This window comes from Streptomyces tricolor (genome assembly GCF_002155905.1).
Taxonomy (GTDB): domain Bacteria; phylum Actinomycetota; class Actinomycetes; order Streptomycetales; family Streptomycetaceae; genus Streptomyces; species Streptomyces tricolor.
Genome location: NZ_MUMF01000460.1, coordinates 1 through 6,558, shown reverse-complemented (window position 1 = coordinate 6,558; position 6,558 = coordinate 1). Strand labels below are relative to the sequence as shown.

Genomic DNA, 6,558 nt, shown 5'->3' with positions numbered 1-6,558 from the left:
CCCCCAGCACACCCCGGCGTGCGGTGCAGGAGGCACCATGCGACCGCGACCCCCGATCGACGGCCGAGGCATATTCAGCGGCACCGGTCTCGTCATCACCGCTCTGGCGGCCACGGTCGTCGCGCTGCTCGTCCCGCTCTGGTCCTACGCCGACCGGCAGGATCCGGCGAGCGCGAGCGTGCTGAGCGCGCAGACGGTGACGACCCCGTACGGCCCGCTGTCCGCGCAGGACCGCGACTTCGTCGCCAAGGTCCGGCTGGCCGGGCTGTGGGAACTGCCCGCCGGGGAGCTGGCGCTGCGCAAGGGGACCACACCGGCGGTCCGCACGGCCGGCCGGCACCTCGTCGACGGCCACACCTCCCTGGACGCGCACGCCCGGACCGTCGCCACCCAGCTCGGCGTGGCCCTGTCCAACGAGCCGAACGAGCAGCAGAAGCAGTGGCTGGCCGCCCTGAACGCGGCCGAGGGCCAGGACTTCGACCGCCGGTTCGCCGGCATCCTGCGGCTCGCGCACGGCCGGGTCTTCTCCCTGGTCGCCCAGGTCCGGGCCGGCACCCAGAACTCCCTGGTCCGCGATCTCGCCGACAACGCCAACGCGACCGTCCTGGACCACATCAAGGTCCTGGAGGCCACCGGGTACGTCGACTTCGCCGCGCTGGCCGAGGAGTTGGCGGCCTCCCCCTCCCCGGTGCCGGCCCCGCCGGAGGTCGACCCGAGCGCCGCCGTCCCCGTCACGCCGTCGCCGGGCGGGACGTCCTCCCCGCCACCGGCGACGAGCGGCCCCTGAGGCCGCCTGACACCCCTGACCAGGACGGGAAACGGAAGGTCACATACCCGCAACACTCCGTCCGGATCGTGAACAGGGCATGGCGTCCGCCCAGTCCTCTGGCATACAAACACGTCATGTTCTGGGTCCTACTCCTGCTTCTGGCCTGGGCGTTCGCCGGTACGGCCTGCACCCGGCTGTGCCTGGCGGCCGTGCGCGCGGCGGCCGTGGACGCGCGGGACGCACCGGCGGCCCAGGAGCGCGATCTGACGCTGTACGAGGCGGCCTTCCTCTCCGGCGGCCCCGCGCGGGTCGCCGACGTCACCCTGGTCGCCATGGCCCGCCAGCGCCGGCTGCTGCTCGCGCACACCGGCTGGGCCACCGTCGTGGACCCGCGGGGCCGCGACGAGATGGAGCGGTCCGTCATAGGGGCCATAGGGCCCGAGGGGCAGTCGCGGATCGCGCCCGTGCGGGCGCGGGCGGCCGGCGCGGAGGCCGTGCGCCGGCTCGCGGACGGGCTGGTGCGCGCCGGTCTCGCGGTGCCCGAGGGCGCGGCGACGACCGTGGGGGCCGCCGTCCGGCAGGTGCGGGCCGCCGCGCTCGCCGTGGCCGTCCTGGGCACGACCGCGCTGCTGCTGCCCGTCCAGACCGGGACGCCGCGCCTGCTGGTGGCCGCGTGGTTCGCCCTGCCGCTGACGCTGGCGCTGAGCTGCCTGGCCATCGCCCGCTTCGAGGTGCATCCGTACTCGCGCTGGGCCTCCCCCGCCGGTCAGCGGCTGTTGAGCGCGCTGGCCGGACGGCCGGACGGTGACGAGCGGTCGTTCCTCACCTCCGTCGCCGTCCGCGGGATACGCGCGATCGGCGAACCGGAGCTGCGCGCCGCCTTCACCCACCGCGACCAGCCCTGGCGGGAATGAACGGGAGCGAGCGGGAGTGAAGGGGGAGTGAGCGGAGGCGAAGGGGGCTTCGCGGGCGGCGCACGGGGGCATTGGGGCCGACACCGGCCGGGTGGTGCTTGCTTCACCCCACGGCTGACCGAAACATCCCTGTAGTGGCGCCGGGCCGTGGCAGCCGTGCCATCGCCGCCGCGCACCGAAGGGATGCCCGATGAAAGCCGCCGCCCTCTACTCGGCCGCCGGTTCCTTGCTGCTGACCACCCTGGCCGCGGCCCCGGCGGGCGGCGCCCCCGGCACTGCGGGTGTCCCGGGCGTCCCCGGCACGGCCGAACTGCGCGGCACCGCGGTGGCCGTGGCCCGCGCCCGGGCCGCCGGTGTCGACTTCGGCCCCTGCTCCGCCGCCGACGTACCGGAGGCGCCGGCCGGCGTGCGGTGCGGCACGGTGGCGGTCCCCCTGGACTACGCCCACCCGTACGGCGAACAGATCCGGCTGACCGTCAGCCGCGCCCGGGCCACCCACAAGGACCCGCACAACAGCAAGCGGAAGATCCCCCGGCAGGGCGCCCTGCTCTACAACCCGGGCGGCCCCGGCGCCTCCGGCATGTACTTCCCGCTGATCGGCACGGTCCCGGAGTGGAAGCGGATCGCCGCCGCCTACGACCTGGTCGGCTACGCCCCGCGCGGGGTGGGCCGGTCGGCGCCGCTGTCCTGCCAGGACCCGAAGACCTTCGGCACCGCGCCCACCTCGTCACCGACGCACCCCTCGGAGGCGTACAAGCGGCAGCGCATCGCCCAGGCGAAGGCGTACGCGCGCGGCTGCGCCGAGCGGTCCGGCAGCAGGCTCCGGTTCTACCACTCGCTCAACAACGCCCGGGACCTGGACGTCCTGCGGGCGGCACTGGGCGAGGACCGGCTCACCTTCGTGGGGGCGTCGTACGGCACCTACTTCGGCGCGCTGTACGCGGCGATGTTCCCCTCGCACGTGCGGCGCATGGTGCTGGACGCGGCGGTGAACCCGGACCCGCAGCGGATCTGGTACCGCAGCAACCTGGACCAGTCGGTGGCGTTCGAGGAGCGCTGGGCCGACTTCCGGGAGTGGATCGCCCGGCACGACGACGTGTACCGGCTCGGTGCCACCCCCGCGCGGGTGCAGCGCAGTTACGACACCGCGCGCGAGCGGCTGGCGAGGAAGGCGGCGGGCGGGAAGGTGGGCCCCGGCCAGTTGCAGAACGCGTTCCTGACGGCCGGGTACTACGACGACTACTGGCCGAGCCGGGCCGCGGCCCTCTCGGCGTATCTGCACGGCGACCCGAAGCCGCTGGTCCGGCTGGCCGCGCCCCGCCCGGGGACGGCCGTCGCGGCGGAGAACGGCAGCGCGGTGTACACGGCCGTGGAGTGCAACGACGCGCCCTGGCCGACGGACTGGAAGGTGTGGGACCGCGACAACACCCGGCTCGCCCGGGTGGCTCCCTTCGAGACCTGGGACAACGCGTGGATGAACCTGCCGTGCGCCTACTGGCCGGCGCCCCGGCAGCAGCCGCTGGACGTGCGGACCGGGCCCGGTGAGCTGCCGCCGGTGCTGATCCTGGCGGCCGAGCGGGACGCCGCCGCGCCGTACCAGGGCGCCCTGGAGATGAACCGGCGGCTGGCCGGCTCGGTGCTGGTGACCGAGCGGGACGCGGGGACGCACGGCATCGCGGGCGGGCCCAACGCGTGCGTCAACGGATACCTGGACGCGTATCTGCTGGAGGGCCGGGTCCCGGCGCGGCACGCGTCGTGCGCGCCGCGCCGGTTGCCTGCGGCGGTCCGGCCGGCGGCTCAGCGGGACGCCCTGAAGGGGAAGGCCGAGCGCCGGTAGGGCCCGCCTGCGGGGGCGCGGCTCAGGCCAGGCCCGCCACCAGGTCCGCGATGTCCTTGCGGCGGCCCGTGAAGAACGGGACCTCCTCGCGGACGTGCATCCGGGCCTCGGAGCCGCGCAGGTGGCGCATGAGGTCGACGATGCGGTACAGCTCGTCGGCCTCGAAGGCCAGGATCCACTCGTAGTCGCCGAGGGAGAACGAGGCGACCGTGTTGGCGCGCACGTCGGGGTAGCCGCGGGCCATCTTGCCGTGGTCGGCGAGCATGCGGCGGCGGTCCTCGTCCGGCAGCAGGTACCAGTCGTAGGAGCGGACGAAGGGGTACACGCTCACGTAGTCGCGGGGCGTCTCGTCGGCGAGGAACGCCGGGATGTGCGAGCGGTTGAACTCGGCCGGGCGGTGCAGCGCCATGTTCGACCACACGGGCGTGAGCGCGCGGCCCAGCCTGGTGCGGCGGAAGAGGTTGTACGCCTCCTGGAGCTGGTCGCTGGTCTCGGCGTGCCACCAGATCATCAGGTCGGCGTCGGCGCGCAGGCCAGAGACGTCGTAGGTGCCGCGGACGGTCACGTCCTTCGCGGCGAGCTGGTCGAACAGCTCCTGGACCTCGTCGGCGTATCCGGCGCGGTCCTCCGGCAGCACGTCCTTCAGCCGGAAGACCGACCAGAGGGTGTAGCGGATGACCTCGTTGAGGTCCTTGGCCAGCTTGCCCTTGTTCGGGATCCTGCCGGACTCGGTGGTGGGGGCGTCGTCACTCATGGTCCCTATTCTCCCGCTCCGCCGTGCAGGCTCTGCACCGGGTTCGCCGTCAGCTCCGCGACCCCGGCGGGGTCGCCGTCCAGCTGGTCCACCGCCGCGTACGCGCTCGCGATGCACGCGGGGATGCCGACGCCGTCGTACTGCGCGCCGCACACCGCGAGTCCCGGAAGCGCCGCGATCCGCTCCCGGACGCGGGCCACGCGCGCATGGTGCCCCACCGGGTACTGGGGCAGGCCGTCGGTCCAGCGGGTGACCCGGGTCTCCAGCGGTACGGCGTCCAGGCCGGTGGCCTCCCGCAGGTCGTGCCGGGAGATCTCCACCAGGTCGGCGTCGTCCCGGCCGAGCACCGCCGTCTCGCCGTAGCGGCCCACGGAGGTGCGCAGCACCACCACGTCCGGGTCCTCCTCGGCGATCCAGCCCCACTTCTGGGAGGCGAAGGTGGCGGCCTTGATGGTGCGGCCGTCGACGGGCGGCACGAGGAAGCCGCTGCCCGCGGGCAGGCTCAGGTCGGCGCGCCGGTAGGCGAGGCTGACCAGCGCCATCGAGGCGTACTCCACGGCGGACAGCTCGGCGGCGGCCGCGGGGGACTCGGCGCGCAGCAGCCCGGCGGCGGCCGGGGCGGGTACGGCGACGATCACGGCGTCGGCGTGCAGCACGCGCTCACCGGCGGTGATCCGCCAGCCGCCGGCCGCCTCCCGGCGCAGCTCGCGCGCGGGCGTCCCGGTCAGGATGTCGCCGCCCCGCGCGCGCACCGACGCGGCGACCGCGAGCGGCAGCTGCCCGACCCCGCCGGCGATGCCCATGAAGACCGGCCCGGTCTGCTGCTGCGCGGCGGCCTTCGCCTGGATCTCCCGGACGCCCTCCGTGAGGGAGGTGTGGGTGCGCGCGGCCTGGAAGAGCTGCGGGACGGCCGAGCGCATCGAGATGCGGTACGCGTCGCCCGCGTAGACCCCGCCGAGCAGGGGTTCGACCAGCCGGTCGACGACCTCGCGGCCGAGCCGGGCCGCCACGTACTCCCCCACGGCCACGTCGTCGCCGATCTCGGTGCGGGGCAGGTCGGTGTCGCGCTCGATGCGGGCCAGGCCCTCGTCGGAGAGGACGCCGGAGAGCGCGGTCGCGGTGCCGGGCACGCCCATCACATGGCCCTTGGGCATGGGCCGCAGGGCACCCCGGGTCCAGATCGAGGCGGTGGCGGTGGCCGGCGGCTGGAGCCGCTCGCCCAGTCCCGCCTCGCGCGCGAGGGCCACCGCCTCGGGGCGGCGGGCGAGCATGGACTCGGCGCCCAGGTCGACCCGCACGCCGGCGATCTCGCCGGGCAGCAGCTTGCCGCCGACCCGGTCGCCGGCCTCCAGCACGGTCACGCGCGCGCCGCGCCCCAGCAGCCGGTGCGCGGCGGCCAGCCCGGCGATGCCGGCCCCGATCACGACGACGTGCCCCAAGCCCCTACCCGTTGTGCTCATGTCCCCCACTCTCTCAGACCCCACCGGCACCGCGGCCGGGAGGCGGTGTCCGGCGCGCGTCCGGACCGTGACCGCATCGGAACCTGCACCGTCCAACGTTTTCCCGCGCCCCGCCGTCGAAGGACCGTCACAGCCCACAGCCCTCGGGGGGTACCGCCCATGCGCACACCGCACACCGCACGTCGCCTCCGGGCCCTGGCCGGGGTCCTGCTCGCCGCCTCCCTCGCGCTCGCCGGGTGCGGCGGCGCGGACGACGCGGGCGGCGGCTCCGACACGTCCGCCTCGGACGCCAAGGCCGCACAGGCCGGCGCCCCCGGCGGCCCGGCCGAGCGCGGCACGGCCGAGCCCGGCAGGCTCTCGCGCGGGACGCCCCCGCCCACCCCGGACGCGATCATCCGCACGGCGTCCCTCACCGTCGAGGTCAAGGACGTACCCAAGGCCCTCGCGGCGGCCCGGACGGCCGCCGAGGACGCGGGCGGCTACGTCGGCACCGAGACGACGAGCCGGGACACCGACGGACACGAGCGCACCCGGGTCGTGCTGCGGGTGCCCGCCGAGCGGTACGACGAGGNNGGGCCGGCTGGTCGGCCGCACGGCCAAGGCGGTGGACGTCACCGACCAGGTCGTGGACGTGGACAGCCGGATCACGTCGCAGCGGGCCAGCGTGGGCCGGATCCGCGCGCTGATGGACAAGGCGACCAAGCTGAGCGATGTCGTCGCCCTGGAAGGCGAGTTGAGCAGCCGTCAGGCCGACCTGGAGGCGCTGCTGGCCCGGCAGGCGTCCCTGAAGGACCGTACGAGCCTGGCCACCATCACCCTGTCGC

At 75.1% G+C, this 6,558-nt stretch carries 5 protein-coding genes and 1 pseudogene; 4 read left to right on the top strand and 2 right to left on the bottom strand.

Annotated elements, in window-relative coordinates; all coding sequences use genetic code 11:
• Positions 1-37: 37 nt before the first annotated feature.
• The 3 genes from CCN44_RS29695 (at position 38) to CCN44_RS29685 (ending at position 3,520) form a co-directional block, all read left to right on the top strand.
• Positions 38-787, top strand: coding sequence for a DUF4142 domain-containing protein (locus tag CCN44_RS29695; RefSeq protein ID WP_086700988.1), 750 nt, complete (start codon positions 38-40; stop codon positions 785-787).
• A gap of 116 nt (positions 788-903) precedes the next feature.
• Positions 904-1,683, top strand: a complete 780-nt coding sequence (locus tag CCN44_RS29690) for a TIGR04222 domain-containing membrane protein (RefSeq protein ID WP_059253499.1) — start codon at positions 904-906, stop codon at positions 1,681-1,683.
• Between the two features lie 190 nt (positions 1,684-1,873).
• The gene (locus CCN44_RS29685; protein WP_086700985.1) at positions 1,874-3,520 is read left to right on the top strand and encodes an alpha/beta hydrolase; all 1,647 of its coding nucleotides are present in this window, start codon (positions 1,874-1,876) and stop codon (positions 3,518-3,520) included.
• 22 nt (positions 3,521-3,542) lie between these two features.
• Here the strand turns inward: CCN44_RS29685 and hemQ are convergent, their stop codons facing one another.
• The gene (hemQ, locus tag CCN44_RS29680; RefSeq protein WP_059253495.1) at positions 3,543-4,274 is read right to left on the bottom strand and encodes a hydrogen peroxide-dependent heme synthase; all 732 of its coding nucleotides are present in this window, start codon (positions 4,272-4,274) and stop codon (positions 3,543-3,545) included.
• Positions 4,275-4,279: 5 nt separating this feature from the next.
• A complete protein-coding gene (gene hemG, locus CCN44_RS29675; RefSeq protein WP_086700982.1) occupies positions 4,280-5,734 on the bottom strand; it encodes a protoporphyrinogen oxidase in 1,455 nt (484 codons plus the stop codon).
• Positions 5,735-5,893: 159 nt separating this feature from the next.
• On the opposite strand from hemG, the pseudogene CCN44_RS29670 reads away from it, so the two are divergent.
• Positions 5,894-6,558 (top strand): annotated as a pseudogene (locus tag CCN44_RS29670) (DUF4349 domain-containing protein); the annotation flags it as partial.

What these genes read in the sequence shown, in the direction of transcription:
- CCN44_RS29695 (WP_086700988.1), top strand. Translation starts at nt 38, where the DNA reads ATGCGACCGCGACCCCCGATCGACGGCCGAGGCATATTCAGCGGCACC.
- CCN44_RS29690 (WP_059253499.1), top strand. Translation starts at nt 904, where the DNA reads ATGTTCTGGGTCCTACTCCTGCTTCTGGCCTGGGCGTTCGCCGGTACG.
- CCN44_RS29685 (WP_086700985.1), top strand. Translation starts at nt 1,874, where the DNA reads ATGAAAGCCGCCGCCCTCTACTCGGCCGCCGGTTCCTTGCTGCTGACC.
- hemQ (WP_059253495.1), bottom strand. Translation starts at nt 4,274, where the DNA reads ATGAGTGACGACGCCCCCACCACCGAGTCCGGCAGGATCCCGAACAAG.
- hemG (WP_086700982.1), bottom strand. Translation starts at nt 5,734, where the DNA reads ATGAGCACAACGGGTAGGGGCTTGGGGCACGTCGTCGTGATCGGGGCC.